The 25204-nt window shown below is 63.2% G+C and carries 24 protein-coding genes; 18 read left to right on the top strand and 6 right to left on the bottom strand.

Annotated features, from left to right (window positions below; translation table 11 throughout):
* The first annotated feature begins 3 nt into the window (after positions 1–3).
* The 4 genes from leuE (at position 4) to DB032_RS17295 (ending at position 5061) form a co-directional block, all read left to right on the top strand.
* Positions 4–654, top strand: coding sequence for a leucine efflux protein LeuE (leuE, locus tag DB032_RS17310; protein WP_107800560.1), 651 nt, complete (start codon positions 4–6; stop codon positions 652–654).
* 91 nt (positions 655–745) lie between these two features.
* Positions 746–3955 (top strand): carbamoyl-phosphate synthase large subunit, encoded by a 3210-nt coding sequence (gene carB / locus DB032_RS17305; RefSeq protein WP_107800559.1) that lies wholly within the window; start codon positions 746–748, stop codon positions 3953–3955.
* A gap of 138 nt (positions 3956–4093) precedes the next feature.
* A complete protein-coding gene (gene greA, locus DB032_RS17300; protein ID WP_048414210.1) occupies positions 4094–4570 on the top strand; it encodes a transcription elongation factor GreA in 477 nt (158 codons plus the stop codon).
* Positions 4571–4632: 62 nt separating this feature from the next.
* Positions 4633–5061, top strand: a complete 429-nt coding sequence (locus tag DB032_RS17295; RefSeq protein WP_043591328.1) for a DUF4149 domain-containing protein — start codon at positions 4633–4635, stop codon at positions 5059–5061.
* 98 nt (positions 5062–5159) lie between these two features.
* Here the strand turns inward: DB032_RS17295 and yhbY are convergent, their stop codons facing one another.
* A complete protein-coding gene (gene yhbY, locus DB032_RS17290) occupies positions 5160–5480 on the bottom strand; it encodes a ribosome assembly RNA-binding protein YhbY (protein ID WP_107800558.1) in 321 nt (106 codons plus the stop codon).
* A 134-nt stretch (positions 5481–5614) separates the two neighbouring features.
* Between yhbY and rlmE the strand changes: the two genes are divergently transcribed.
* From rlmE to DB032_RS17260, 6 genes are all read left to right on the top strand, one after another.
* The gene (gene rlmE, locus DB032_RS17285; RefSeq protein ID WP_107800557.1) at positions 5615–6232 is read left to right on the top strand and encodes a 23S rRNA (uridine(2552)-2'-O)-methyltransferase RlmE; all 618 of its coding nucleotides are present in this window, start codon (positions 5615–5617) and stop codon (positions 6230–6232) included.
* A gap of 83 nt (positions 6233–6315) precedes the next feature.
* Positions 6316–8226, top strand: coding sequence for an ATP-dependent zinc metalloprotease FtsH (ftsH, locus tag DB032_RS17280; protein ID WP_107800556.1), 1911 nt, complete (start codon positions 6316–6318; stop codon positions 8224–8226).
* Positions 8227–8315: 89 nt separating this feature from the next.
* The gene (folP, locus tag DB032_RS17275; RefSeq protein WP_107800555.1) at positions 8316–9158 is read left to right on the top strand and encodes a dihydropteroate synthase; all 843 of its coding nucleotides are present in this window, start codon (positions 8316–8318) and stop codon (positions 9156–9158) included.
* A 78-nt stretch (positions 9159–9236) separates the two neighbouring features.
* A complete protein-coding gene (glmM, locus tag DB032_RS17270; RefSeq protein WP_107800554.1) occupies positions 9237–10571 on the top strand; it encodes a phosphoglucosamine mutase in 1335 nt (444 codons plus the stop codon).
* 216 nt (positions 10572–10787) lie between these two features.
* Positions 10788–12731 carry an ExeM/NucH family extracellular endonuclease gene (locus DB032_RS17265; RefSeq protein WP_158274336.1) on the top strand — a complete coding sequence of 648 codons (1944 nt, stop codon included), beginning with the start codon at positions 10788–10790 and terminating at the stop codon, positions 12729–12731.
* A gap of 5 nt (positions 12732–12736) precedes the next feature.
* On the top strand, positions 12737–13294 hold the full coding sequence (locus DB032_RS17260) for a rhomboid family intramembrane serine protease (protein WP_107800552.1): 558 nt from the start codon (positions 12737–12739) through the stop codon (positions 13292–13294).
* Here the strand turns inward: DB032_RS17260 and alr are convergent.
* The gene (alr, locus tag DB032_RS17255) at positions 13240–14313 is read right to left on the bottom strand and encodes an alanine racemase (RefSeq protein WP_107800551.1); all 1074 of its coding nucleotides are present in this window, start codon (positions 14311–14313) and stop codon (positions 13240–13242) included. The two genes, DB032_RS17260 and alr, sit on opposite strands and share 55 nt — an antisense overlap.
* A gap of 113 nt (positions 14314–14426) precedes the next feature.
* On the opposite strand from alr, the gene DB032_RS17250 reads away from it, so the two are divergent.
* The gene (locus DB032_RS17250; protein ID WP_107800550.1) at positions 14427–15047 is read left to right on the top strand and encodes a DedA family protein; all 621 of its coding nucleotides are present in this window, start codon (positions 14427–14429) and stop codon (positions 15045–15047) included.
* A gap of 67 nt (positions 15048–15114) precedes the next feature.
* Here the strand turns inward: DB032_RS17250 and DB032_RS17245 are convergent, their stop codons facing one another.
* Positions 15115–15441 carry an FKBP-type peptidyl-prolyl cis-trans isomerase gene (locus tag DB032_RS17245; RefSeq protein WP_199225927.1) on the bottom strand — a complete coding sequence of 109 codons (327 nt, stop codon included), beginning with the start codon at positions 15439–15441 and terminating at the stop codon, positions 15115–15117.
* A 187-nt stretch (positions 15442–15628) separates the two neighbouring features.
* Here DB032_RS17245 and DB032_RS17240 point away from each other — a divergent pair, with 187 nt between their 5' ends.
* Both DB032_RS17240 and DB032_RS17235 read left to right on the top strand, forming a co-directional pair.
* Positions 15629–16411, top strand: coding sequence for a DUF2189 domain-containing protein (locus DB032_RS17240; RefSeq protein WP_107800548.1), 783 nt, complete (start codon positions 15629–15631; stop codon positions 16409–16411).
* An 11-nt stretch (positions 16412–16422) separates the two neighbouring features.
* Positions 16423–17373 carry a D-2-hydroxyacid dehydrogenase gene (locus tag DB032_RS17235; protein WP_107800547.1) on the top strand — a complete coding sequence of 317 codons (951 nt, stop codon included), beginning with the start codon at positions 16423–16425 and terminating at the stop codon, positions 17371–17373.
* A gap of 296 nt (positions 17374–17669) precedes the next feature.
* Here the strand turns inward: DB032_RS17235 and DB032_RS17230 are convergent, their stop codons facing one another.
* Complete coding sequence (locus tag DB032_RS17230) at positions 17670–18149, bottom strand: DUF1841 family protein (protein ID WP_199225926.1); 480 nt, start codon at positions 18147–18149, stop codon at positions 17670–17672.
* Between the two features lie 56 nt (positions 18150–18205).
* On the opposite strand from DB032_RS17230, the gene DB032_RS17225 reads away from it, so the two are divergent.
* Positions 18206–18691, top strand: coding sequence for a glutathione peroxidase (locus DB032_RS17225; protein ID WP_107800546.1), 486 nt, complete (start codon positions 18206–18208; stop codon positions 18689–18691).
* A 32-nt stretch (positions 18692–18723) separates the two neighbouring features.
* Here the strand turns inward: DB032_RS17225 and trmB are convergent, their stop codons facing one another.
* A complete protein-coding gene (gene trmB, locus DB032_RS17220; protein WP_107800545.1) occupies positions 18724–19404 on the bottom strand; it encodes a tRNA (guanosine(46)-N7)-methyltransferase TrmB in 681 nt (226 codons plus the stop codon).
* Positions 19405–19441: 37 nt separating this feature from the next.
* Positions 19442–20362, bottom strand: a complete 921-nt coding sequence (locus DB032_RS17215; RefSeq protein WP_107801956.1) for an NAD(P)H-binding protein — start codon at positions 20360–20362, stop codon at positions 19442–19444.
* A 38-nt stretch (positions 20363–20400) separates the two neighbouring features.
* On the opposite strand from DB032_RS17215, the gene DB032_RS17210 reads away from it, so the two are divergent.
* From DB032_RS17210 to DB032_RS17195, 4 genes are all read left to right on the top strand, one after another.
* Entirely contained in the window at positions 20401–21429 is a 1029-nt protein-coding gene (locus DB032_RS17210) for a CDP-6-deoxy-delta-3,4-glucoseen reductase (RefSeq protein ID WP_107800544.1), read from the top strand.
* Positions 21430–21692: 263 nt separating this feature from the next.
* Positions 21693–21821, top strand: coding sequence for a DUF3149 domain-containing protein (locus DB032_RS17205; RefSeq protein WP_019103856.1), 129 nt, complete (start codon positions 21693–21695; stop codon positions 21819–21821).
* 496 nt (positions 21822–22317) lie between these two features.
* Positions 22318–23757 (top strand): arginine-ornithine antiporter, encoded by a 1440-nt coding sequence (gene arcD, locus DB032_RS17200; RefSeq protein WP_107800543.1) that lies wholly within the window; start codon positions 22318–22320, stop codon positions 23755–23757.
* Positions 23758–23842: 85 nt separating this feature from the next.
* Positions 23843–25075, top strand: a complete 1233-nt coding sequence (locus tag DB032_RS17195) for an arginine deiminase (protein WP_043637845.1) — start codon at positions 23843–23845, stop codon at positions 25073–25075.
* The last annotated feature ends 129 nt before the right edge of the window (positions 25076–25204 follow it).

The raw sequence follows: 25204 nt of genomic DNA, 5'->3' as shown, positions 1-25204 counted from the left end.
AACATGCTGGGGATTACCGATCTCACCACCTATCTGCTGGGCGCCGTGCTCATCGTACTGCTGCCGGGGCCCAACTCCATGTACGTGCTGTCGGTGGCGGCGCAGCGCGGCACCCGCGCCGGCTTTGCCGGCGCCGGCGGCATCATCATCGGGGACTTCATCCTGATGACGCTGGCGGCCACCGGCGCGGCCGGCCTGCTGAAGGCCAATCCGGCGCTGTTCGCCGTGGTCAAGTACCTGGGCGGCGGCTACCTGGCCTGGCTGGGCTTCAATATGCTGCGCGGCGCGCTGACGGCCTGGCGCCGCGCCGCCCGCGGCGAAGCCGCCGAGGCTAAGTCGGTGTTGGTGGGCGAGGAGAATCCCTTCGTCAAGGCCCTGCTGATCAGCCTGATGAATCCGAAGGCCATCCTGTTTTTCGTGTCCTTCTTCGTCCAGTTCGTCGATCCCGCCTACCCGCATCCGGCGTTGACCTTCGTCGCGCTGGGGCTGATCGTGGAAGTGTGCAGCACGCTGTATCTGACCGCGCTGATCGTCGCCGGCCACCGGCTGGCCCAGGCTTTCCGCCGCCGGCGCAAGCTGAGCGCGGCGCTGGGCGGCTCGGTGGGCGCGCTGTTCGTCGGCTTCGGCGCCAAACTGGCCGCGGCCAGCCTGTAAGGCAGAGATTTAATATTCGCCGCGAAGCGGCCGGGCGTCCCAGGCGTCCGGGCTTCGCGGCACACAAAATGCAATCATAAAGAGTAGAACCATGCCAAAGCGTAGCGACCTCAAAAGCATTCTGATCATCGGAGCCGGCCCCATCGTCATCGGCCAGGCCTGCGAATTCGACTACTCCGGCGCGCAAGCGTGCAAGGCCCTGCGCGAAGAGGGCTACAAAGTCATTCTGGTGAACTCCAACCCGGCCACCATCATGACCGACCCGGACATGGCCGATGTCACCTACATCGAACCCATCACCTGGAAGGTGGTGGAAAAGATCATCGCCAAGGAGCGTCCGGACGCCATCCTGCCGACCATGGGCGGGCAGACCGCGCTCAACTGCGCGCTGGACCTGGCCAAGAACGGGGTGCTGGAAAAATACAAGGTGGAGCTGATCGGCGCCACCGAGGACGCCATCGACAAGGCCGAAGACCGCGGCCGCTTCAAGGAGGCGATGGCCAAGATCGGCCTGTCCTGCCCGCTGTCCTTTGTTTGCCACACCATGGAAGCGTCGCTGGAAGCGCAGGCCAAGGTGGGTTTCCCGACGCTGATCCGCCCGTCCTTCACCATGGGCGGCTCCGGCGGCGGCATCGCCTACAACCGCGAAGAATTCCTGGCCATCTGCGAGCGCGGCTTCGAAGCCTCGCCCACCCATGAGCTGCTGATCGAGCAATCGGTGCTGGGCTGGAAAGAGTACGAGATGGAGGTGGTGCGCGACAAGAACGACAACTGCATCATCATCTGCTCCATCGAAAACTTCGATCCGATGGGCGTGCACACCGGCGACTCCATCACCGTGGCGCCGGCGCAGACGCTGACCGACAAGGAATACCAGATCATGCGCAACGCCAGCCTGGCGGTGCTGCGCGAGATCGGCGTGGACACTGGCGGCTCCAATGTGCAGTTCGCCACCAATCCGGCCACCGGCGAGATGATCGTCATCGAAATGAACCCGCGCGTGTCGCGTTCCTCGGCGCTGGCGTCCAAGGCCACTGGTTTCCCCATCGCCAAGATCGCCGCCAAACTGGCGGTGGGCTTCACGCTGGACGAACTGAAGAACGACATCACCGGCGGCGCCACCCCGGCCTCCTTCGAGCCGTCCATCGACTACGTGGTCACCAAGATTCCGCGTTTCGCCTTTGAGAAATTCCCGCAGGCCGACGACCGCCTGACCACCCAGATGAAGTCGGTAGGCGAGGTGATGGCGATGGGCCGCACCTTGCAGGAATCGATGCAGAAAGCGTTGCGTGGCCTGGAAACCGGCCTGGCCGGTTTCGACCCGGTGACCAGCGACGAAGCGGCGATCCGCCACGAACTGGGCACGCCGGGACCGGAACGCATCTTGTACGTGGCCGACGCCTTCCGCATCGGCATGAGCCGCGACGACATCCACGCGGTCAGCAAGATCGATCCCTGGTTCCTGGCCCAGATCGAAGACCTGATCGGCGAAGAACAAGCGCTGGCCGGCCGCAAGGTGGAAGAACTGGACTACGCCGAATTGCGCCGTCTGAAGCGCAAGGGTTTCTCCGACCGCCGTCTGGGCGAGCTGCTGGGCTCGGATCAGGCCGCGGTGCGCGCCAAGCGCTGGAGCTTGAGCCTGCACCCGGTGTACAAGCGCGTGGACACCTGCGCCGCCGAGTTCGCCACCAATACCGCCTATATGTACTCGACCTATGAGGAAGAGTGCGAATCCAATCCGTCCGACCGCAAGAAGGTGATGGTGCTGGGCGGCGGGCCCAACCGCATCGGTCAGGGCATCGAGTTCGACTACTGCTGCGTGCACGCGGCGCTGGCGCTGCGCGAATCCGGTTTCGAGACCATCATGGTCAACTGCAACCCGGAAACCGTGTCCACCGACTACGATACCTCGGACCGCCTGTATTTCGAGCCGCTGACGCTGGAAGACGTGCTGGAAATCTGCCGCATCGAAAAACCGTTCGGCGTCATCGTCCAGTACGGCGGCCAGACTCCGTTGAAACTGGCGCGCGCGCTGGAAGCCAACGGCGTGCCCATCATCGGCACCACGCCGGACATGATAGACGCCGCCGAGGACCGCGAGCGCTTCCAGAAGCTGTTGAACGAACTGGGCCTGAAGCAGCCGCCCAACCGTACCGCGCGCGCGCCGGCCGAAGCGATGAAGCTGGCCGAGGAAATCGGCTACCCGCTGGTGGTGCGCCCGTCCTACGTGCTGGGCGGCCGCGCGATGGAAATCGTCCACGAACCGGCCGACCTGGAGCGCTATATGCGCGAGGCGGTGAAGGTGTCCAACGACAGCCCGGTGCTGTTGGACCGCTTCCTCAACGACGCCATCGAAGTCGACGTGGACTGCGTGTCCGACGGCGAGAACGTGGTGATCGGCGGCATCATGCAGCACGTGGAGCAGGCTGGTGTTCACTCCGGCGACTCCGCCTGCTCGCTGCCGCCGTACAGCCTGTTCCCGGCGGTGCAGGATGAAATCCGCCGCCAGACCGTGGCCATGGCCCGCGCGCTGAACGTGATCGGCCTGATGAACGTGCAGTTCGCCATCCAGGGCGACACCATCTACGTGCTGGAAGTGAATCCGCGCGCCAGCCGCACCGTGCCCTTCGTCTCCAAAGTGACTTCCGCGCCGCTGGCCAAGATCGCCGCGCGGGCGATGGCCGGCATCGGCCTCAACGAGCAGGGCTTCACCAAGGAAGTGATTCCGCCGTTCTACGCGGTGAAGGAAGCGGTCTTCCCCTTCATCAAGTTCCCCGGCGTAGACACCATCCTGGGTCCGGAAATGAAGTCCACCGGCGAGGTGATGGGCGTGGGCAAGACCTTCGCCGAAGCCTACGTCAAGGGCCAGCTGGGCGCCGGCGACCGCCTGCCCAAGACCGGCAAGGTCTTCCTGTCCGTCCGCGACAGCGACAAGAACGGCGCGGTGGAAGTGGCGCGCGAACTGCAGCGCCTGGGCTTCGGCGTCTGCGCGACGCGCGGCACCGCCAAGCATCTGTCCGCCGCCGGCATCGTGGTGCAGGTGGTCAACAAGGTCAATGAAGGCCGCCCGCACATCGTCGACATGATCAAGAACTCGGAAATCGATCTGCTGATCAATACCGTGGACGAGAAGCGCCAGGCGATTCAGGACAGCCATTCCATCCGCCGTTCGGCGCTGCAGGCGCGGATTCCGCAATACACCACCCTGGCCGGCGCCAAGGCGGTGTGCGTGGGCATGGCCCACGCCGAGGAGTTCGATGTCTACAGCGTGCAGGAACTGCACAGCCAGATTCAGGGCTGAGTCCTGACGCGGGGGCTTGGAAGCGGGAGGGGTTTGCCGTTACAATCCCTCCCATAACCCGCTACTTCAAGCCGCCGTCCAGTACGGCGGCTTGTGCTTTTGATGAAGGCGGATGCCGCCTCTGGAGAGAATTCTGAAATGATCAAAGTCCCGTTGACCGTGCGCGGTGCAGAGCTGCTGAAAGAAGAGCTGCAGCGCCTCAAGAGCGTGGAACGTCCGGCCGTGATCGAGGCGATTGCCGAGGCTCGCTCGCATGGCGACCTGTCCGAGAACGCCGAATACGACGCCGCCAAGGAGCGTCAGGGCTTTGTCGAAGGCCGTATCGCCGAACTGGAAGGCAAGATTTCCAACGCGCTGATCGTGAACCCGGCCGAGCTGGACGCCGACGGCCGCGTGGTGTTCGGCGCCACCGTCGAACTGATGGACCTGGAGAGCGAGGAAAACGTCACCTACCAGATCGTCGGCGACGACGAGGCCGACATCAAGGTGTGCAAGGTGTCGGTGAACTCCCCGATCGCGCGCGCGCTGATCGGCAAGGAAGCCGGCGACGTGGCCGAAGTCGTGGCCCCGGGCGGTATTCGCGAATACGAAGTGCTCGACGTCAAATACATCTGAATCCCGCCGGCGCGCGGGCTTGGCGGTCCGCGCGCGGCGCGGCGCGGGAGAGGGGCTGAGACATGGATGGGTTGCGTTCCATTGCCAAGACGTTCTGGATTGGTGGCTTGTGGGTGATAGGCATCATCGTGGCGCCGGTGCTGTTCGCCATGCTGGACCGGGTCACCGCCGGCATGGTGGCGGGCAAGCTGTTCGCCAGCATCGCCTGGGTGGGGCTGGTGTGCGGGGCTATCCTGCTGGTCGACCATATCCGCCGCAATGGCGCGGCCGGGGTCAAGGAAAGCGGTTTCTGGCTGGTGATGGGCATGCTGGCCTGCACGCTGATCAATCACTTCGCCGTCACCCCCATCATCGCCAATCTCAAGGCGCAGATGAATCATGCGGCCGAAGGCCTGTTCGGCGGCGGCTTCGCCACCTGGCACGCGATTTCCAGCCTGATCTATCTGGTGCAGAGCCTGATGGGCTTGGTCTACGTCTGGCGCAACGATTAAGCGACTGTTCGCCGTAGCGCTCCCTTTTGGGAGCGGACAAAACAAAAGCGGTGGCATGCCACCGCTTTTCTACGAAGCGCGATCGCCGCGAACGGCGTTCAGCCCTTCAGCGCCTGCTTGTTCTTGGGCAGAACGATGCGCTCTTTATCGCTGGGGCGCCACAGCACCAGCAGCTTGCCGATGTGCTGGACCGGGGCGGCGCCCAGGTCTTCGCAGATCTGCTCGAACATGGCGACGCGCGCTTCGCGGTCGTCGCCCAGCACGCGAACCTTGATCAGTTCGTGGGCGTCCAGATTGATGGCGACTTCGCGGATCACCGCTTCGGTCAGGCCGTTGTTGCCTATCATCACCACCGGGTTGAGGCCGTGCGCCAGTCCCTGCAGATACTTGCGCTGGAACGGCTTGAGTTCAATTTTCATGAGAAATACGGATTTACAAAGCAAAAGCCGATTCTACTCGAGTTGGGCGCTTTCCCAAAGTCCGGACCTAAAATAAATGAAAAACAACAGGATAGCGCGGCTGGCCTGTTGCCCACCTTTGAGAGCATAGCGCAATGGCTAGAAGCAAGAGCAGCAATGGCTGGCTGCAGGAACACGTCAACGATCCCTACGTCAATCAGGCGCAGAAAGACGGTTACCGCGCGCGGGCCGCTTACAAGCTGCTGGAAATCAACGACAAGGACAAGCTGATCCGTGCCGGCACGGTGCTGGCCGATCTGGGCTCCACGCCCGGCAGCTGGTCGCAGGTGGCGGCGCGCATCGTCGGCGACGGCGGCAAGGTGTTCGCGCTCGACATCCTGGACATGGACCCGGTGCCCGGCGTCGACTTCATCCAGGGCGACTTCCGCGAGGAAGAGGTGCTGGCGCAATTCGTGCAATTGCTCGGCGGCCGCGAATTGGACCTTGTAATTTCCGATATGGCGCCCAATATGTCAGGCATGAGCGCCATCGACCAGGCCAGGAGTTTCCTGCTGTGCGAGCTGGCGCTGGAATTTGCGCGAGATCATTTGAAACCTGGCGGCCATTTTCTCGTCAAAGTGTTCCAGGGCAGCGATTTCCAAGCCTATCTCAAGTCCATGCGCGAGCTGTTCGACGAGGTAGTCACCCGCAAGCCGAAAGCGTCGCGCGACCGTTCCAGCGAAATTTACCTGCTGGGCAAAGGCCGACGCTGACATAAAGTGGCTCGCGGCGTACAATCAAAGCAAATATCTAGACAAGCAACCAAAAAGTCAGGGCACAGAGGAGTCCGCTACTCGTGAACAATATCGGCAAAAACATCGCGATATGGGTCATCATCGGTTTGGTACTGATGACGGTATTCAATCAGTTCAACAAGCGTCAGGATACCCAGAATCAGCTTGAGTATTCGCAGTTCATCAGCGATGTCGAATCCGGCAAGGTCCAGTCCCTGACCATAGAAGGCCACCCGCTGCGCGGGCAATGGCTGAAAGGCAAGCTGACCGACGGCTCCGCGTTCAGCACCTACGCGCCTTACGACCCGCAGCTGGTCGACGACCTGATCAAAAACAACGTCCGCTTCTCCGCCAAGCCGGAAGAAGAGCCGTCCATGCTGATGAATATTTTCATCAGCTGGTTCCCGATGCTGTTGCTGATCGGCGTCTGGGTGTTCTTCATGCGCCAGATGCAGGGCGGCGGCAAGGGCGGCGCGTTCTCCTTCGGCAAGAGCAAGGCCAGAATGCTGGACCAGGACGCCAACACCGTCACCTTCGCCGACGTCGCAGGTTGCGACGAGGCCAAGGAGGAGGTGAAGGAGATCGTCGATTACCTGCGCGATCCTTCCCGCTACCAGAGCCTGGGCGGCCGCATTCCGCGCGGCATCCTGCTGGCCGGCTCGCCCGGCACCGGCAAGACCTTGCTGGCCAAGGCCATCGCCGGCGAAGCCAAGGTGCCGTTCTTCAGCATCTCCGGTTCCGACTTCGTTGAAATGTTCGTCGGCGTGGGCGCGGCCCGCGTGCGCGACATGTTCGAGCAGGCCAAGAAGAACTCGCCGTGCATCATCTTCATCGACGAGATCGACGCGGTCGGCCGTCAGCGCGGCGCCGGACTCGGCGGCGGCAACGACGAACGCGAACAGACGCTGAACCAATTGCTGGTGGAGATGGACGGTTTCGACACCAATTCCACCGTGATCGTGATCGCCGCGACCAACCGTCCGGACGTGCTGGATCCGGCGCTGCAGCGTCCGGGCCGTTTCGACCGCCAGGTGGTGGTGCCGCTGCCGGACATCCGCGGCCGCGAACAGATCCTGGGCGTGCACATGCGCAAGGTGCCGATCGCCGCTGACGTCAACGCCGAGGTGATCGCGCGCGGCACGCCGGGTTTCTCCGGCGCCGACCTCGCCAACCTGATCAACGAAGCCGCCCTGTTCGCCGCGCGCCGCAACAAGCGCCTGGTGGACATGGAGGATCTGGAGTCCGCCAAGGACAAGATCATGATGGGCGCCGAGCGCCGCAGCATGGTGATGACCGACGAGGAAAAGCGCAACACCGCTTATCACGAGTCCGGCCACGCCGTCGTCGCCAAGCTGCTGCCCAAGGCGGACCCGGTGCACAAGGTCACCATCATCCCGCGCGGCCGCGCGCTGGGCGTGACCATGCAGCTGCCGGAGCAGGACCGCTTCGCCTACGACCGCGGTTATCTGCTGGACCGCGTCGCCATTCTGTTCGGCGGCCGCATTGCGGAAGAGCTGTTCATGAACCAGATGACCACCGGCGCTTCCAACGACTTCGAGCGCGCCACGCAAATGGCGCGCGACATGGTGACCCGCTACGGCATGAGCGACAAGCTGGGCCCGATGGTTTACGGCGAGAACGAGGGCGAAGTCTTCCTCGGCCGTTCCATCACCACCCACAAGAATCTGTCCGAAGCCACCATGCAGCAGGTGGACGCTGAAATCCGCCGCATCATCGACGAGCAGTACGCGCTGGCGCGCCGTCTGTTGGAAGAGAACCGCGACAAGGTGGAGGCGATGACCGCCGCGCTGCTGGAATGGGAAACCATAGACGCCGATCAGATCAACGATCTGATGGACGGCAAGCCGCCGCGTCCGCCCAAGCCGGGCGCCGGTTTCGCGGCCAAGCCGCAGGAAGACAAACCGACTCCGCCGGCCGCCGAGCCGACCGCCGATCCGGCGCAGGAAGTCTGAGTCCTTAAGCGACGAAGCCGGGCAAGCCTAGACAGGCTTGCCCGGTTTTTTTGCGACATCCTCCCCCCATCCATGAGCGCAGTCAGATCATGAAACCCTCTTTGCAATGCGGGCGCTTCACGCTCGATCTGTCCCGTCCCTTGGTGATGGGCATTCTGAACGTCACGCCGGACTCCTTCTCCGACGGCGGCCGCTTCAACGCGCTGGACCAGGCTTTGCGCCACGCCGAGCGGATGCTGGCCGAAGGCGCGGCCATTCTAGACATCGGCGGCGAATCGACGCGGCCCAACGCGCCCCATGTCAGCTCGGAGCAGGAGATGGAGCGGGTGCTGCCGGTGCTGGAGCGTCTGCGCGACATCGGCGCGCCGCTGTCGCTGGATACCCGCCGCGCGGCGGTGATGCGCGAGGCGCTGGCCTTGGGCGCGGTGGACCTGGTCAACGACGTGTCGGCGCTGGAAGACGCGGGCGCGCTGGAATTGGTGGCGGGCGCGGACGCGGCGATCTGCCTGATGCACAAACAGGGCAATCCGGACACCATGCAGGACCGTCCGGAATACGCGGACGTGGTGGCCGAAGTGGCCGACTACCTGGCGCGGCGCGTCCGGCTGTGTCTGGACGCTGGCGTGGCCCGCGAGCGTTTGCTGGTGGACCCCGGCTTCGGTTTTGGCAAGACGCTGGAGCACAATCTGGCCCTGTTGCGGGGTCTGCCCGGGATCGAGCGCGCCGCCGGCGCGCCGCTGCTGGTGGGCTTGAGCCGCAAATCCATGCTGGGCGCGATCACCGGCGAAGCGGTGCCGGCGGAGCGCCTGGGCGCCAGCGTGGCCGTGGCGCTGGAGTCGGCGCGGCGCGGCGCGCGCATCATTCGCGTGCACGACGTCAAGGCCACGCATCAGGCCTTGCAAGTGCTGGATGCTCTGGAAAGTTTGAACTGAGCGCGGTGTCTGGCGCACAATAGCCTGCGTAGCGATTACCGCGGTTGGCCTGAAGCCGGCCGGATTCGAGAGAAAAACATGAGCCGTAAATACTTTGGCACCGATGGCGTGCGCGGCGAGGTCGGTCAATTCCCGATCACGCCGGAATTCGTGATGAAACTGGGCTATGCCGCCGGCCGCGTGCTGGTCGACCACGACAAGGCGCATCGCCCCACGGTCTTGATCGGCAAGGACACCCGGATTTCCGGCTATATGCTGGAAGCGGCGCTGCAAGCCGGTTTTTCCGCCGCCGGCGTCAATGTGCTGCTGACCGGCCCGTTGCCGACGCCGGGTATCGCCTACCTGACCCGCGCGCTGCGCCTGGAGGCCGGGGTGATGATCTCCGCCTCGCACAATCCCTTCCAGGATAACGGCATCAAGTTCTTCGCCGAAGGCGGCAAGAAACTGGACGACGCCGTCGAACTGGAAATCGAGGCGATGCTGGAGCAGCCGATGGCGACCAATCCGTCCGAAGAGCTGGGCCGGGTGCGCCGCATCGAAGGCGCGGTGGAGCGCTACATCGAATTCTGCAAGAGCAGCTTCCCCAACGACCGCGACCTCAAGGGTTTGAAACTGGTGGTGGATTGCGCCCACGGCGCCACCTACCACGTGGCACCCAAGGTGTTCCACGAACTGGGCGCCGAGGTGGTGACCATAGGCGGCGAGCCGGACGGCTACAACATCAACGAGAAGGTGGGCGCCACCTATCCCAAGACCTTGCAGGTGGCGGTGCTGGAGCATCACGCCGATTACGGCATCGCGCTGGACGGCGACGGCGACCGCCTGATCATGGTGGACCGCGAGGGCACGGTGTACGACGGCGATCAGCTGATCTACGTGATCGCCAAGGCGCGCGCGGCCAAGGGCGAGCTCAAGGGCGGCGTGGTGGGCACGGTGATGACCAATCTGGCGATGGAGCTGGCGCTGAACAAGCAGGGCGTGGCCTTCGGCCGCGCCAAGGTGGGCGACCGCTATGTATTGGAAATGCTGCACGGCCAGGGCTGGCAGGTGGGCGGCGAAGCTTCCGGCCACATCCTGTGCCTGGATTGCCATTCCACCGGCGACGGCATCATCTCCAGCCTGCAAGTGCTGGCCAGCCTGACCGATCTGGGCATGAGTCTGGCCGACGCCTGCAGCGACTGGCAGCCCTATCCGCAGACGCTGATCAATGTCCGCCACAACGGCTGCGACTGGAAGGGCGCATCCGCGGAAGCGCTGGCCGCCGCCGAACAGGCGCTGCAAGGCCGCGGCCGCGTGGTGTTGCGCCCGTCCGGCACCGAGCCGGTGGTGCGGGTGATGGTGGAGGCCGACGACAAGGCGCTGGCCGATCAGTGGGCGCAATCCATCGCGGCGGCCATCCAGAGAGTCGCCTGATCGCGACAGCCGGCTTGCGCCGGCGTCAGCACGAAAACGCCAGACATTATTTGTTTGGCGTTTTTTTATTGCCTGAATGGGGAAAGAAACGGCGCTTACTGTTTTCAGATGAAACATACAGATAGTGACTTTGCGTGCAACTGTATCTAATGACATCTTTTTGTCATTGCGCACTGGTTAGAATCAGCGCTCCTTACGCTCGTGATGATCCATACCATGAAAACAGCAAACGCATTGAAGGCCTTGAGCCCCATCGCCATGGCAGTGGCGCTGGCGATTCCGGCCCTGGCCCAGGCCGCTTGCGGCGCCGCCGGCGCCACCTTGATCCATGATGTGCAGGGCCGCGTCATCGGCAGCCCGCTGCAAGGCAAGACCGTCACCGTAGAGGGCGTGGTCAGCGGCGCCTTCACCGGCGCCGGCCAGCTGCGCGGCTTTTATCTGCAGGAAGAGGCGCGGGATCAGGACGCCGATCCGGCCACCTCGGAAGGCGTGTTCGTCTTCCTCGGCAATCTGGCCGCGCCGACGCTCAAGCCCGGCGACGTGGTGCGCGTGACCGGCAAGGTGTCCGAGTACAGCCGCAAGGGCGACGCCGCCAGCGAAACCCAGATCACCCCGGCCAATCTCGCCGCGGTGGAGCAGTGCGCTTACAGCGAGCCGCTGACTTACGCCAGCCTGCGGCTGCCCTTGCAGTCCAGCGCCCAGCTGGAGGCGTTGGCCGGCATGGCTGTGCGCCTGGAAGGCCCGGTCCACGTCGTCGCCAATTACGACTACGGCCGTTACGGCGAACTGACCTTGTCCAGCCGGCCCAGGTTATGGACCGCCACCCAGCGCTTCCTGCCCGGCAGCGCCGAGGCCAAGGCGTTGAGCGAGGCCAATCAGCTGGACAAGCTGACCCTGGACGACGGCTTGCAGATCCAGAACGCCGACGCCTGGCTGCCGGCGCCCGGTGGCCTCTCCGCCAGCCGCAGCCTGCGCAGCGGCGACCGTCTGGACGGCGTGACCGGCGTGGTCAGCTACGCCTTCGGCAAATACCGGCTGCAACCGCTGGCCGCGCCGCGCGTCGCGGCCGGCAATCCGCGCCCGGGCGCGCCCAAGCGCCAGCCGGAGAGCGTGCGCTTCGCCAGCTTCAACGTGCTCAACTTCTTCAACGGCGACGGTCAGGGCAAGGGCTTCCCAACCCCGCGCGGCGCCAAGACCCCGCAGGATTTCGAGCGCCAGCGCGCCAAGATCGTGGCGGCGATTCGCCAGTTGGACGCCGACGTGGTGGGCCTGATGGAAATCGAGAACGACGGTTTCGACCGCTATTCGGCGATCCAAGACCTGGTTAATGCGTTGAATCAGGGCCAGCCGCAGCCCAAGCAATACCAGTTCGCCAATCCCGGCCTGCCGCAGGTGGGCAGCGACGCGATCACCACCGGCCTGATCTACCGTCCGGCCGCGGTGACGGCACAAGGCAAGGCCGAGGTCAGGACGATAGGCAATCCGCAGAAGAACCGGCCGGCGCTGCTGCAGACCTTTGTGCTGGACGCCAAGAGCAAGACCCGGGTCACCGTGGCGGTCAATCATCTGAAGTCCAAGGGCAGCAGCTGCGCCGACGTGGTGGTGGACGGCCAGGCCGATGTGGACAAGGGCGACGGCCAGGGCAATTGCAATCTGACCCGGGTGCAGGCGGTGCGCGATCTGATGGCCTGGTACGCCACCCGCCCGCAGCCCGGCCCCAACGACGGCATGTTGTTGCTGGGCGATATGAACTCCTACGCCAAGGAAGATCCGATCCGCGCGTTTGAAAGCGCCGGCTTCAACAATCTGTTGGCGCGCTGGAGCCGCGACGCTTACTCCTATGTGTTCAACGGCGAATCCGGCAATCTGGACCACGCCTTGGCCGACAAGCCGCTGAGCGCCATGGTGCTGGCCGCGGGCGAGTGGCACATCAACGCTGATGAGCCGACGGCGCTGGAGTACAGCAGCGAGTTCAAGAGCGCCGAACAGCAGCAGAAGTACTACGCGGCGGACGCCTATCGTTCTTCGGACCATGATCCCCTGTACGTCGACGTGGCGCGCCGCGGTAACGCGGTGGCGGCGGCGGACGAAGGCGGTCTGGCCCTGTTGCTGGGCTTGGGGGCGCTGGGAGCGACGGCGCTGTGGCGCCGCAAGCGCTAAGGTCCATGGCCGGCGGCCGGTCGTTATGGCTGGCCCTGGCCGCGCTGCTGCCGCTGGCCGCGCCCTGGGGCGCGGCGGCTTTGGCCTGGCGCTTCGAGCCGTGGAACGCCGCGGAATGGTGGCGGATGCTGAGCGGAGGCTGGGTGCACGCCGACGCGCGCCACGCCTGCCTCAACAGCGCCGCGCTGGCGGCGCTGGCGTGGCTGGGGCGGGATAGGGCGCCCTTGTTGCTGACGCTGGCCTTGGCGGCGCCTCCGGCCATCGCCGCGATGCAATGGCTGTGGCCGACGCCGCAAGCCTTCGTCGGCGCCTCCGGCCTGGTGTATTGCTGGTGGGCGGCGCTGGCGCTGACGCAGCCGAACTGGCGCGGTCTGTGGCTGACCGCCTTGTTGGGCCGGCTGGCTTGGCAGAGCCTGTCGCCGGGTAGTTGGAGCGGCGGCGAGCCTGTATTGGTATCGGCGCACTGGAGCGGCGCCGCCTTGGGTTTGCTGGCCGCTTGCTGCTGGCTTCAGTTATGGACGAGGCGCGGCACTCGCGGCGCCACCGCGCACATCAGTTCATAGCCCAAGGTGCCGGCGCCGGCGGCGACTTGTTCAATTGGCACTTGCGGACCCCATAGTTCGACCCGGCTGCCGACGCCGGCTTGCGGCAGCTTGCTCAAATCCACCGCCAGCATGTCCATGGACACCCGGCCGACCGTACCCGTCGGCTGGCCGTCCACCGCGACCGGCGTGCCGTTGTCGGCGATGCGCGGATAGCCGTCGGCATAGCCGCAGGCAACGATGCCGACGCGCATTTCGCCTTCGGCCACCAGACGGCGGCCGTAGCCTACGGCGTCGCCGGCCGGCACCTTTTGCACCGCGATGACGCGGCTGCTCAGCGTCATCGCCGCCTGTAGGCCCAGGCCGGCGCCGTCTATGTCGGCGAAGGGGGAACAGCCGTAGAGCACGATGCCGGGGCGCACGACGGCGCCGTGGGTATGCGGGTGGCGGAACAAGGCGGCGGAGTTGGCGGCGCTGACCGGCAAGGCGCTGGGGGCGATCAAGGGCTGGAAGCGTCCCCATTGCTCGGCGACGCCGTAGTCGTCGTCGGCGGTGGCGAAGTGGGTCATCAAGGCGTCGAGGCGCGCGCCGGGCAAGGCGCGCAATTGAGCGAGCGCGGGCGCGGCTTCCGCCGGCGTGAAACCCAGCCGGTTCATGCCGCTATTGATCTTGAGCCAGCAGGAAACCGGCTGTTTGGCGGAACCTTTGGCCAGCCAGCTTATCTGTTGTTGGGAATGTATCGCGCCGCCCAGCCGGTAATGCGCCATCGCCGCGGCCTCTTCGGCGTCGAAGGCGCCTTCCAGCAGCACGATGTCCTGCTGGACGCCGGCTTCGCGCAAGCGGATGGCGTCCTCGATATTGAGCAGGGCGAAGCCGTCGGCGACATCGGCCAGCGCCTGGACCGCGTCGAGCAGGCCATGGCCGTAGGCATTGGCCTTGAGCACGGCGTAGGCCTTGGATTGCGGGGCTTGGGCGCGGGACAGCAGGTAGTTGTGGCGGATGGCGGCGCGGTGGATTTCCACCTGGATAGGGCGAGTCATGTCAAGAAAGTCTGCGTTGGAGGTGTGCTATTATAAGCCCCTGGTGATGTACCCCGATAACGCAGCCGCGCCAGGATCGTCCTGAACGGAGACATGGCGGCAAGCGGAACAAAATGGACACTCTGCAAATACTTCTCGATTTTTTCACTGGCTACGGCTACATCGCCGTATTCACCGTGTTGCTGGTATGCGGTTTCGGCGTGCCGATTCCCGAGGACATCACCTTGGTGGCCGGAGGCATCATTTCCGGCCTCGGCTACACCAATGTGCATTGGATGTTTTTCGTCGGCATGGCCGGGGTGCTGGCCGGCGACGGCATCATGTTCACCGCCGGGCGAGTGTTCGGCAACAGGGTGCTGAAATTCCGGCCGATCGCGCGCATCCTGACCCAGGAGCGTTTCGAGGCGGTGCAGGAAAAGTTCGAAAAATACGGCAATTGGGTGCTGTTCGTCGCCCGTTTCCTGCCTGGGCTGCGTTCCCCCATCTTCATCACCGCCGGCATGACCCGCCGCATTTCCTACTGGCGTTTCCTGGTGATGGACGGCTTCGCCGCGCTGATTTCGGTGCCGGTCTGGGTGTATCTAGGCTATTACGGCGCGGCTAATCGCGAGTGGCTGATGACCATGGTGCACCGCGGTCAGGCCGGCATTCTGGCGGTGGTGGCGGCCTTGCTGCTGGGCGTGGCCTTCGTCTGGATGCGTCGTCGTCGTCAGCACCAGTGCGTGAAGAAATAATCCCGCGTCATCCCATAAAAAAAGCTTCCCTGAGGAAGCTTTTTTTACGTTCTTGCGCTCTTGGGTTTCAACCCACTTGCAAGAGCTCCACTTCGAACACCAGGGTGGCGTTGGGCGGGATCACGCCGCCGGCGCCGCGCGCGCCGTAGCCGAGCTCGGCCGGGATGGTCAGCTTGCGCTTGCCGCCCACTTTCATGCCGACCACGCCCTGGTCCCAGCCCTTGATCACATAACCGTCGCCCAGCGGGAAGCTGAACGGCTGGAAGCGGTCCTTGCTGGAATCGAACTTGGTGCCGTCGGTCAGCCAGCCGGTGTAATGCACGGTGACTTCCTGGCCGATGACGGCTTCGGCGCCGTCGCCTATCGCCAGTTCTTCGATAATCAGTTCGCTCATGATATGTCCTTGTCGCGCAAGCGCTGAATGAGGCCCGGCCCGGCGGCGCGGAAGGCGGCGCTCGCCAAGGGCCGTGGCAATCGCGGGATTATAGCAGCCGGACGGCCGGCTTGTGTTTTACGACGCGTGGCGTATAACGGTAAGGATGCGGGGCTGCCTCGCATCGTATCCTTGAGGGGGACTTGTCATGGACGCGACTCACGATATCCCGCGCGACCGCCCGGTTGCGCGCAGGGTGGAAACCTCCCGGCCGTTGCAATGGCTGAAAAAAGGCTTCCGCGACTTTCAAAAAGCCCCGGCCGACTGCCTGTTTTACGGCGCGGTTTTCGTGTTGATGGGGTATTTGCTGACCTTGTACTCCGAGCACTCTCCTGAACTGATCATCACCTTCGCCACCATCTTCCTGTTGGCCGGCCCCTTCCTGGCGATAGGCCTGTACGACATCGCCAAGCAGATGGAGGCTTTCGACGGCCATGGCAGGGTCAAGCTGGCGCACAGCATGGCGGCCTGGCGCGTCAATCTGCCTGCCTTCACCTTGTACGCGGCCTTGCTGGCGGTGCTGGTGTTCGGCTGGTTCCGGGTGTCCTTGCTGATGTTCGCGCTGTTCTACGACACCGCGGCCTTGCCGTCCTTGAACGACATCGTGGCCAACGCTTTCAACCCGGACAATGTCGTCTTCCTGGTGGCCTATTTCGCGGTGGGCTTTGTGTTCGCTCAGGTGGTGTTCTCGGTCAGCGTGGTTTCCATTCCCTTGATGCTGGATAAGGAAGTGGACACCGTCACCGCGATGATCGCCAGTGTGCAGGCTGTGCTGAAGAATGTGCTGACGATGGGGATATGGGCGGCTATCATTGTGGCCTTGAGCGCGGTGGGCTTTGTGACCTATTTCCTGGGCCTGATCATCATCATGCCGGTGCTGGCTTTGGCCAGCTGGCATGCTTACCGCGATTTGATCACCTTTGAGAGATGACTGAATAGCTGATGACCCACTCCGTCGTGTTTCTTGACCGGGACAGCTTGCCTGTCCCGGTTCCGCTTTTGCCGTTCCCGTCCGAATATCACGAGTTCCCCTCCACTAGCGTCGAAGACGCGGCGATGAACTGTTCGGGGGCTGACATTGTTATCACCAACAAGGTGCCGCTGCGGCGGGAAACCCTGGAGCAACTGCCCGGCCTGAAGCTGGTGGCGATCGCCGCCACCGGTTACAACCACGTCGATCTGGACGCCTGTCGCGACTTGGGCATCGCGGTGTGCAATATTCGCCATTACGGCGACGACACCGTGGCCGAACACGCCTTGACCCTGATGCTGGCCCTGGCCAAGAACTTGCCGGCTTACCAGCGCGACGTCGCCGCGGGGGTGTGGCAGCAGTCGCGGCAGTTCTGCCATTTCGGCGCGCCGATCCGAGATTTGCGGGGCGCGACCCTGGGCATCGTCGGCGCGGGCGGCATCGGCCTGCGCTTAGCGGAGCTGGCCGGCGCGCTTGGCATGCAGGTGATGTTCGTCGAACGCAAAGGCGCCAAGGAAGTGCGTTCCGGGCATGTGGCTTTTGCCGAGGCCCTGGCGCAGGCCGATGTGATTTCGCTGCATTGTCCGTTGACCGAGGAGACCCGGGACCTGATCGCCCAGCCGGAATTGATCGTGATGAAGCCGGGCGCCTTGTTGATCAATACCGCGCGCGGCGGCCTGGTCAACGAGGAAGATCTGGTGGCCGCGCTCAAGTATGGGCAGTTGGGCGGCGCCGGTTTCGACGTTCTGAGCGAAGAGCCGCCGGTTCACGGCAATCCCTTGCTGAAAACCCGCTTGCCCAATCTGATCGTCACCCCTCATATCGGCTGGGCCAGCCGGCAGGCGATGGAGCGTTTGGCCGCGCAGCTGGTGGACAATATCGCCGCTTTCGTAGCGGGCATCGAGCGCAATCGTTTGTTGTGAGTTTGGGGCGTCAAGCCGGCGTAGGCCGGCTTTTTTGGCGGCGTATTTTAAATTATATATTCATATAAATGATTGGATATTTTATTTATTGTTAACTGTTAAAAAACTATTTGCATTTTGTTTATTGTGAGAATAGCATGAGGAGGCTCTTCTGGCTTTGCCAGTACGAGCTGCCCCGCTTGATCGCCGTGGAGGGTTTCCCCCCACGGCTCTTTTTTTGCCTGTTTCGCGGCCATGCAAAACGCCCGGCGGAACCGGGCGTTGGGCTTGAGTCGGCATCTGTCGGCCGTGCGGCGTCAGTCCGGGACGTCGTTGGGGTTGATGCGAGGCTGCTCCTCCGCCCCCATGCCCAGCTTGCCGCGAATACAGCCGATGTAGCGGTTCACGTCCGGACCGCCGCCATGGCGCTGAGCGTGCCAGATCATTTCGCCCAGACAGTCCATCATCGCGTGTTGCGCCTGATGCTCGCTGCCCAGGCGCAGCGCCAGCTGCGCGTACAGCGAGCGGATGCCGAAGGGTTGGTCTATGGAGCGCTGTTCCTCAATCGCCACATGCAGGCCCAGATGCAGGAAGGGATTGCTCTGGCCCATTTCCGGCGTCCACTCCTGTTCCATATACTGTTCCGGCCGATCCAGAATGGCGTGATACTCCGGGTGGTCTATAAGAATGGGGAGCACCAGTTTTTCCAGGTCGGACAAGTCCGTTCCGGATTTGGATTTCTGCCAGGTGTCGAAGAAGAAGCGCCGGGCGTCCTGCCGGCTGGGATTGAACAACATCGGATAGTGCCTGAGTGGATTCTCGGGAGCGCTCATTATACGAGACGGAGGTGGCCATGACCACGCTTTACGACTTCTCCGCCGTGCGCATAGACGGCAGCGAACAGCCGCTGTCGGCGTACGCCGGCCAAGTGGCGCTAGTGGTGAATACCGCCAGCGAGTGCGGCTACACCCGGCAATACGCCGGCTTGCAGGACTTGCAGCATAGTCTGGGCGGCCGCGGTCTGGCGGTACTGGGTTTCCCCTGCAATCAGTTCGGCGGCCAGGAGCCGGGCGACGAGGCCGAGATCGAGCGTTTTTGCCGGACGCGTTTCGAGGTGGATTTCCCTCTGTTTGCCAAGGTGGAAGTCAACGGGCCGCGCGCCCATCCGCTGTGGCGCTGGCTGACCCAGGCGGATTCCACCCACCCGCACCCGGTGAAGTGGAACTTCACCAAATTCCTGATCGACGCCAGGGGCAGGGTGGTCAAGCGCTACGAGCCGGCGGTGGAGCCGCATGAATTGCTGGAGGATATCGAGGCCTTGCTGCCTAAAGGCGGCTGAGACCCGCCGCTGGCGGCGGGTCCGGGCGGACATCAGCGCCGGCGGAAAATCACGTCCCACACGCCGTGGCCCAGCTTGATGCCGCGGGCTTCGAACTTGGTCAGCGGCCGGTAGTCCGGGCGCGGCGCGTAGCCGTCGGCGGTGTTGACCAGCTGAGGCTGGCCGCTGAACACCTCCATGATCTGCAGCGCGTAGTCTTCCCAGTCGGTGGCGGCGTGCAGATAGCCGCCCGGCTTGAGCTTGGCGACCAGCTTCTCCACCAGCGGGGCCTGAATCAGGCGGCGCTTGTTGTGGCGTTTCTTGTGCCAGGGGTCGGGAAAGAAAATATGCACGCCGTCCAGGCTGCCGTCGGCCAGCATGTGGTCCAGCACTTCCACCGCGTCGTGGCGGATGATGCGCAGATTGCTCAATTCCTTTTCCGCGATCAGCTTGCACAGATTGCCGACGCCGGGCGAATGCACTTCCACGCCCAGGTAGTCCTGAGCCGGATTGGCGGCGGCGATTTCGGCGGTGGCGCCGCCCATGCCGAAGCCGATTTCCAGGATCTTGGGCGCGGCGCGGCCGAAGGCCTGCTCCAGATCGATGCGCTCGGGGCGGTATTCGATGCCCCAGCGCGGCATGCCTTCGTCCATCGCGCGTTGCTGGCCGGGAGACAGATGGCCTTGGCGCAGCACGAAGCTGCGGATGGCGCGTTGAAATGCCGGATTTTCCATAGAGAAGCCTGCTTAAAAACTCAAAAAAACCGCGATGTTACCGAATCTTGGCCGCCGAAGCGAGCGCGGCGGCGATGCGCTCCGGCGCTTGGGCCAGCGCCGCCAGGTAGTCGGCGGTGTCGGGCCAGCGGGGAGCCGGCAGCAATTCCCGGCGCAAGCGCCGGTTGTTAAGCCGTCTGGACTCCATCATATAAGACCATAGACCAGCGGAGACCCGGGCGCGGACCTCCTCCCGCGGCAACAGGGGCGGCAAGGTCAGGTCCAGCGCGGCGGCCAGCCGGCGATACCATTCGCTGATCGGCAGCGGCTGATCGTCGCTGGCGTTGAATACGCGCGGACCGCCGCGGCATTGCAGCAAGGCGGCCACGCAGGCGGCGGCGAGGTCGTCGGCGTGGATGTGATTGCTCCAGCTGTCCTCCTCCGGCCGGATCAGCGGCGTTTGCGAGGCGAAGCGGCTCAGCGGCAGGCGGTCGTCGGCGTAGATGCCCGGCGCGCGCAGCACCGTCAACTGGCAGCCGTGGGAGGCGGCGAAGCCGCGCAAGCAGGTTTCCGCATCCAGGCGGCGCCAGGCGCGGTCATTGTGCGGGCGGGGGCGGGCGCCTTCGTCCAGCAAAGCCCCGTCGGCATTGCCGTACACGCCGCTGGTGCTGATATAGACTAGACGCTGTGGTATCCTGCAACCTTTTGCCAACGCAGACAACAACTTGCGCATGCGCAAGTCCTTGCGGCCGATTTCCTGGGGGGGAGCGGTCAGCAGCAGATCGTCGGCCAGGCCGGCCAAACGGCGCAAAGCGCGGGGGTCGTCCAGATCGCCCCGGATGGGCGTGACGCCCTGGCGGCGCAGCGCTTCCGCGCTAGCGTTGGAACGGCACAGCGCCAGCACCCGCCAGCGGCGGGTCAGTTCCGGCAGGGCGCGGCGCGCGACATCGCCGGCGCCGATGATCATCAAGGTTCGCATGATGCGCATTTTAGCCAGATATTGAGTAGAGGAAACAGATGACAGCGCAGGTGAAAGTGCTCCCCAGCGGGCATACATTTGGCGTCGAGCCGCATGAAACCGTATTGGAAGCGGCGTTGCGCCAGGGCGTGGGCCTGCCTTACGGCTGCCGCGACGGCGCGTGCGGCGCCTGCAAAGGCAAGGTGGTGGAAGGCGAAGTGAGCCAGGACGGTTTCCAGGAAAAGGCCTTGACCGAGGCCGAACGCGCCCAGGGCATGGCGCTGTTCTGTTGCGCCCGCCCCAAGGGCGACATCGCCATCGAGGCGCGCGAAGTGGCCGGCGCCGGCGACATCCAGATCAAGACCTTGCCGTGCCGCGTAGAGAAAATCGAAAAAATCCACGACGTGGCGGTGCTCAAGCTCAAGCTGCCGGTGTCCGAGCGCTTGCAGTTCAAGGCTGGCCAATACATCGACATCCTGATGAAGGACGGCAAGAAGCGCAGTTTCTCCATCGCCAACGCGCCGCATGACGACGCTTTCCTGGAACTGCATATCCGCAATCAGCCGGGCGGCTCTTTTTCCGAGTATGTGTTCAGTCAGATGAAGGAGCGCGAGATCATGCGCTTCAAAGGCCCGCTGGGCTCTTTCTTCCTGCGCGAGGACTCCGACAAGCCCATTCTCTTCGTGGCCAGCGGCACCGGCTTCGCGCCGGTCAAGGGCATCATCGAGCACGCGATTCATAGCGGCATCCAGCGCGAGATGGTGTTCTACTGGGGCGCGCGCGCCAAGGCGGATCTTTACATGGCGGATCTGGCCGGCGCCTGGCAGGCGCAGCATCCCAACATCACCTTCATCCCCGTGCTGTCCGACGCGCTGCCGGGCGACGAGTGGGCGGGCCGCACCGGTTTTGTTCACCAGGCGGTGCTGGAGGATTTCGACGATCTGGCCGGCTATCAGGTTTACGCCTGCGGCGCGCCGCTGATGGTGGAGGCCGCGCACGGCAGCTTCACCCGCGAGCGCGGCTTGCCGGAAGACGAGTTCTTCTCCGACGCCTTCTTCCTGTCCAAGGACATGGGCGGCAGCAAGTGAACACGCCGGCGAGACAGGGATGACGTAAGCCGATTTTTTCAGCTGAACTGATTCGAACTGTATCGCCTGACGCACAACTGTAATGATATAAGTTGCTGATTTTTAGGAAATGAGCCCTTGGCGCGAGCCAGGGGCTTTTTATTTGTCTTGCATCAAACTTGGGGGTCATGCCATTTGATTTGCGTCAATGGACGGGCCGCCCAACTGGCTAAGATGAGGATCAAGAAACCTATATGGGGCGTGGCCCCGGAAAAGGAGTGGCGATGGAACTTCTGACTCTTCTTCTTTCCGACGATGTCGGCATTTTAAGCTTGGTGACCATTGTGGTGACCACCTTGGTGGTGCTGGGCGCTCTGGTGGCGATTTTCAAGAACGTGAAAAAACCGGAGTGAGCGCCTGGGCAAACAAGATGTGTTTATCCTCTTGATGTGTGTGTTGGTGGATGCGGTGGTGGGCCGCATCCACTTTTTTTTTGCCCGCAATTGCCGTGGCCGCCTGCCTTATTCTCCGTCTCCTCTCTCCATCTTTATCTCATTGCTTCTTTGTCCCGTCTCTTTTGGCCGTTTGCGGCTCTTCTCTATTGGACGCGTTCAGACAATCTGATATTGCGTTTTATTTTTAATAAAAATTAAATACAAAATTAATTAAATGTTTTGTGCGCAGCACAATTGTTAGTTCTGCTAATTGTGTCTGGGGCTTCTATAAAGCTTTTGTTCTAATGTCGGGATGGGGCGAATGGAGCGGGAGGACGCTATTTGACGCAGGTCAAACGGATGTTCGACTGTTCTGGCGATCACTAAATCCGGGGTATACCATTGTCTCAGATGATAAGAATTTAATTATATAACAACAGATTTGCAGGTTAATGTACTCTCACGGAGAACGAAAATGTCTACGGAAACTGAAACCCAAGGCGGCGGCGCTCCCAAGCTCAAGCTTGGCGCGCTGACCGCTCTGGTGGTGGGCTCCATGATCGGCGGCGGCATCTTCTCGCTACCGCAGAACATGGCGGCGGGCGCCGGAGCCGGCGCCATCTTGATCGGTTGGGTGATTACCTTCTTCGGGATGTTGACTCTGGCATTCGCCTTTCAGATGCTGGCCAATCGCAAACCGGAAGTGGAGGGCGGCGTCTACGGCTACGCCAAGGCGGGTTTCGGCAACTATATGGGCTTCAACTCGGCCTGGGGTTACTGGATTTCGGCCTGGATCGGCAACGTATCCTACTTTGTGGTGATGTTCTCGGCGCTGGCCTTCTGGTTCCCGGTGTTTGGCGAGGGCAATACCACCACCGCCATCGTCTGCGCGTCCATTCTGTTGTGGGCCTTGCACTTCCTGGTGTTGCGCGGCGTGCACGGCGCGGCCTTCATCAACACCATCACCACCGTGGCCAAACTGGTGCCGCTGGCGCTGTTCATCCTGCTGGTCATTTTCGCCTTCAAAGTGGATACCTTTAATCTGGACTTCTGGGGCTCGGCCAAACTCGGCTCGGTCGTCGATCAAGTCAAGAGCACCATGTTGGTGACGGTATGGGTGTTCATCGGCATCGAAGGCGCGTCGATGTTCTCCAGCCGTGCGGAAAACATGAAAGAAGTGGGCAAGGCCACCGTGATCGGCTTCCTGCTGACCATCGCTCTGCTGGTTGCGGTATCGGTGCTGTCGCTGGGCGTGATGTCGCAAACTGAACTGGCCGCGCTGAAGAACCCGTCCACCGCCTATGTGCTGGAAAAAGCCATCGGCCCCTGGGGCGCCAATCTGATGAACGCCGGTCTGGTGATCTCGGTGGGCGGCGCGCTGCTGGCCTGGACGCTGCTGGCTTCCGAAGCGCCCTACCTGGCGGGCAAAGACGGCGTGATGCCCAAAGTGTTCGGCACCACCAACGCCAATGGCTCCCCGGCCGCCTCGCTGTGGCTGACCAACGGCCTGATCCAACTGTTCCTGATCATTACGCTGTTCAGTTCCGCGGGCTACCTGGCGCTGCTGTCGCTGGCCACCTCGATGATTCTGATTCCTTACCTGTTGTGCTCCGGCTACGCCTTGCTGGTGGCCAAGCGCGGCGAGGGCTACGCCCAGGGCGAATCCAGCGGCAAAGAGTTCAGCATCGCCGCCGTCGCCTCGGTCTACGGTGTCTGGCTGATCTACGCCGCCGGCCTGAAGTATCTGTTCCTGTCCATGGTGCTGTACGCCCCGGGCCTGCTGTTCTACCTGTGGGCTCGCAAGGAACGCGGCGAGAAAGCGTTCACCGGCGCCGAGGCGGTACTGGCTGCGCTGATTGTAGTGGCGGGTTTGTTCGCCGCCTACGAACTGGCTACCGGAGCGCTGACGCTCTAAGCCGGAACCTTGTAAGAAGATTACCGGAGGCGCGCGAGATCCACGGGCCTCCACCAGCTCCCCCAATATCATTAAGGAGTTTGTCATGACCAAGTTTGGTGTTCATTCCGAGTGCGGAAAGTTGCGAACTGTGATGGTGTGCCGTCCCGGCCTGGCGCATAAGCGCCTGACCCCGGACAACTGCCACGGCCTGTTGTTCGATGACGTGATCTGGGTGGAACGCGCACAGAAAGACCATGCTTACATGGTTGAGCAAATGCGCTCCCGCGGCATCGAAGTGGTGGAGGTGCACGACGCGCTGGCCAAGGTCTTGGACGACAAAGCTTCCCGTGCCTGGATCCTGGACCGCAAGGTCAAGGCCGACAACGTAGGTATCGGCATGTTGCGCGATCTGCGCAGCTGGCTGGACGAAATGCCGTCTTCGCAACTGGCCGAGCATCTGGTGGGCGGCATCGCCAAATTCGAACTGCCGTTCGACCCGAAAGGCCTGTTCGGCGGCTACCTGGACCAATCCGAATTCGTGCTGCCGCCGGTGCCGAACAGCCTGTTCCAGCGCGACCCGTCTTGCTGGATTTATGAAGGCGTGACGCTGAACCCGATGTACTGGCCGGCGCGTCGTCAGGAAACCCTGATCCTGCAATCCATCTACAAATTCCACCCGATGTTCGCCGGCAAGGTGAAAGTATGGTGGGGCGATTGCGACCAGGAACACGGCCCGGCCACGCTGGAAGGCGGCGACGTGATGCCTATCGGCAACGGCGTGGTCCTGATCGGCATGGGCGAGCGCACCAGCCCGCAGGCGGTGGTGCAAGTGGCCAAGCGCGTGCTAGGCAAGGAAGGCGGCGCCACTCGCGTGATCGCTTGCCAGATGCCTAAGTCCCGTGCGGCGATGCACCTGGATACCGTGTTCAGCTTCCTCGACATCGATCTCTTGTCGCTGTTCCCGGACGTGGTGGACGACATCACTTGCACCAGCATGTACGTTGGCGACCGCGAAGGCGAAATCCGCTTCGAACGCCACGAAGGCGTGCATCTGGTGGAAGTGGTGCGCCAGGCGCTGGGTCTCAAGGAAATCCGCGTGATCCAGACCGGCGGTGACGCCTACCAGCGCGAACGCGAACAGTGGGACGACGGCAACAACGTGGTGGCGCTGGATCGCCGCGTGGTGGTGGCCTACGACCGCAACACCTACACCAACCGCCTGATGCGCGAGCATGGCGTGGAAGTGATCGAGATTCCGGCTTCCGAGCTGGGCCGCGGCCGCGGCGGCGGTCACTGCATGACCTGCCCGATCACTCGCGACGAAGTGAAACTGTAATTCAGCTGTAGTGTCCCGGCCGCAGGCGCGGCCGGGAGGAAAACCCAAGATTCATGTGCAAAAAGACAGGTTGACCGCCGGTTTCCCCGGAAACGACGGCCGGCTTGCCCAGACTCTAATCAGGAGCAA

The organism is Chromobacterium sp. Panama (assembly GCF_003052555.1).
Lineage (GTDB): Bacteria > Pseudomonadota > Gammaproteobacteria > Burkholderiales > Chromobacteriaceae > Chromobacterium.
The sequence above is the reverse complement of the archived record's forward strand: the minus strand, read 5'-3'. Positions and strand labels throughout refer to the sequence as shown.

Bases quoted from the DNA above. Each gene is read 5' to 3' on its own strand.
- DB032_RS17260 (WP_107800552.1), top strand. From the start codon at position 12,737: ATGGCCGGCGGCCGGTCGTTATGGCTGGCCCTGGCCGCGCTGCTGCCG.
- DB032_RS17245 (WP_199225927.1), bottom strand. From the start codon at position 15,441: ATGAGCGAACTGATTATCGAAGAACTGGCGATAGGCGACGGCGCCGAA.
- DB032_RS17235 (WP_107800547.1), top strand. From the start codon at position 16,423: ATGACCCACTCCGTCGTGTTTCTTGACCGGGACAGCTTGCCTGTCCCG.
- trmB (WP_107800545.1), bottom strand. From the start codon at position 19,404: ATGGAAAATCCGGCATTTCAACGCGCCATCCGCAGCTTCGTGCTGCGC.
- arcD (WP_107800543.1), top strand. From the start codon at position 22,318: ATGTCTACGGAAACTGAAACCCAAGGCGGCGGCGCTCCCAAGCTCAAG.
- DB032_RS17265 (WP_158274336.1), top strand. From the start codon at position 10,788: ATGAAAACAGCAAACGCATTGAAGGCCTTGAGCCCCATCGCCATGGCA.
- greA (WP_048414210.1), top strand. From the start codon at position 4,094: ATGATCAAAGTCCCGTTGACCGTGCGCGGTGCAGAGCTGCTGAAAGAA.
- carB (WP_107800559.1), top strand. From the start codon at position 746: ATGCCAAAGCGTAGCGACCTCAAAAGCATTCTGATCATCGGAGCCGGC.
- DB032_RS17205 (WP_019103856.1), top strand. From the start codon at position 21,693: ATGGAACTTCTGACTCTTCTTCTTTCCGACGATGTCGGCATTTTAAGC.
- DB032_RS17250 (WP_107800550.1), top strand. From the start codon at position 14,427: ATGGACACTCTGCAAATACTTCTCGATTTTTTCACTGGCTACGGCTAC.
- DB032_RS17195 (WP_043637845.1), top strand. From the start codon at position 23,843: ATGACCAAGTTTGGTGTTCATTCCGAGTGCGGAAAGTTGCGAACTGTG.
- folP (WP_107800555.1), top strand. From the start codon at position 8,316: ATGAAACCCTCTTTGCAATGCGGGCGCTTCACGCTCGATCTGTCCCGT.
- leuE (WP_107800560.1), top strand. From the start codon at position 4: ATGCTGGGGATTACCGATCTCACCACCTATCTGCTGGGCGCCGTGCTC.
- glmM (WP_107800554.1), top strand. From the start codon at position 9,237: ATGAGCCGTAAATACTTTGGCACCGATGGCGTGCGCGGCGAGGTCGGT.
- DB032_RS17210 (WP_107800544.1), top strand. From the start codon at position 20,401: ATGACAGCGCAGGTGAAAGTGCTCCCCAGCGGGCATACATTTGGCGTC.
- DB032_RS17295 (WP_043591328.1), top strand. From the start codon at position 4,633: ATGGATGGGTTGCGTTCCATTGCCAAGACGTTCTGGATTGGTGGCTTG.
- yhbY (WP_107800558.1), bottom strand. From the start codon at position 5,480: ATGAAAATTGAACTCAAGCCGTTCCAGCGCAAGTATCTGCAGGGACTG.
- DB032_RS17230 (WP_199225926.1), bottom strand. From the start codon at position 18,149: ATGTTGTTCAATCCCAGCCGGCAGGACGCCCGGCGCTTCTTCTTCGAC.
- rlmE (WP_107800557.1), top strand. From the start codon at position 5,615: ATGGCTAGAAGCAAGAGCAGCAATGGCTGGCTGCAGGAACACGTCAAC.
- DB032_RS17215 (WP_107801956.1), bottom strand. From the start codon at position 20,362: ATGCGAACCTTGATGATCATCGGCGCCGGCGATGTCGCGCGCCGCGCC.
- alr (WP_107800551.1), bottom strand. From the start codon at position 14,313: ATGACTCGCCCTATCCAGGTGGAAATCCACCGCGCCGCCATCCGCCAC.
- DB032_RS17225 (WP_107800546.1), top strand. From the start codon at position 18,206: ATGACCACGCTTTACGACTTCTCCGCCGTGCGCATAGACGGCAGCGAA.
- DB032_RS17240 (WP_107800548.1), top strand. From the start codon at position 15,629: ATGGACGCGACTCACGATATCCCGCGCGACCGCCCGGTTGCGCGCAGG.